The sequence below is a fragment of the Undibacterium sp. Ji22W genome (assembly GCF_049340305.1).
Lineage (GTDB): Bacteria > Pseudomonadota > Gammaproteobacteria > Burkholderiales > Burkholderiaceae_D > Undibacterium.
Genome location: NZ_JBMPOU010000012.1, coordinates 1 through 458, shown reverse-complemented (window position 1 = coordinate 458; position 458 = coordinate 1). Strand labels below are relative to the sequence as shown.

Below are 458 nucleotides of genomic sequence, written 5' to 3'. Positions count from 1 at the left end.
GCTACTGCACTACCATTGGCCGTACTGTAATTAACACTCACTGGTGCCGCATTCGCACTACTTAAACTCACGGTGTACGTCACTGTTCCTGCCGCTTCATTCACGTCGCCCGGACCACTGATACTAATCGTTGGTACTGCGCCATCCGTAATCGTGCCTGTACCCACGATCGCGGCAGTATTTTGTGCTGTCGCTGCGGATAAAGTAATCGTTTCAGATCCTTCAATCACACCGTCATTCGTCGTTGCAATACGTACCTGAAAGCCATTCGCTCCCGCTGGTACCACGACACTGCTACCCAAAGTCGTCCAGCTCACACCACCATCGGTGGAGACTTGTTGTACGCCTGTGTCAGTTCCCAATACTGCAGAACCAGAAGATGGCGTCACGTTCACTGTCGTCGCTGTCGTGCTGGTGCCGCTCAAGGTGACACTAAAGACTAAATTACCACCTTCACC

Annotated in this window: 1 protein-coding gene; it reads right to left on the bottom strand. The window is 52.2% G+C overall.

What is annotated here, in order from left to right; all coding sequences use genetic code 11:
- Positions 1-458, bottom strand: a 458-nt coding sequence (locus ACO0KW_RS20370; RefSeq protein ID WP_423055172.1) for a Calx-beta domain-containing protein, incomplete at both ends; no start/stop codon positions are given.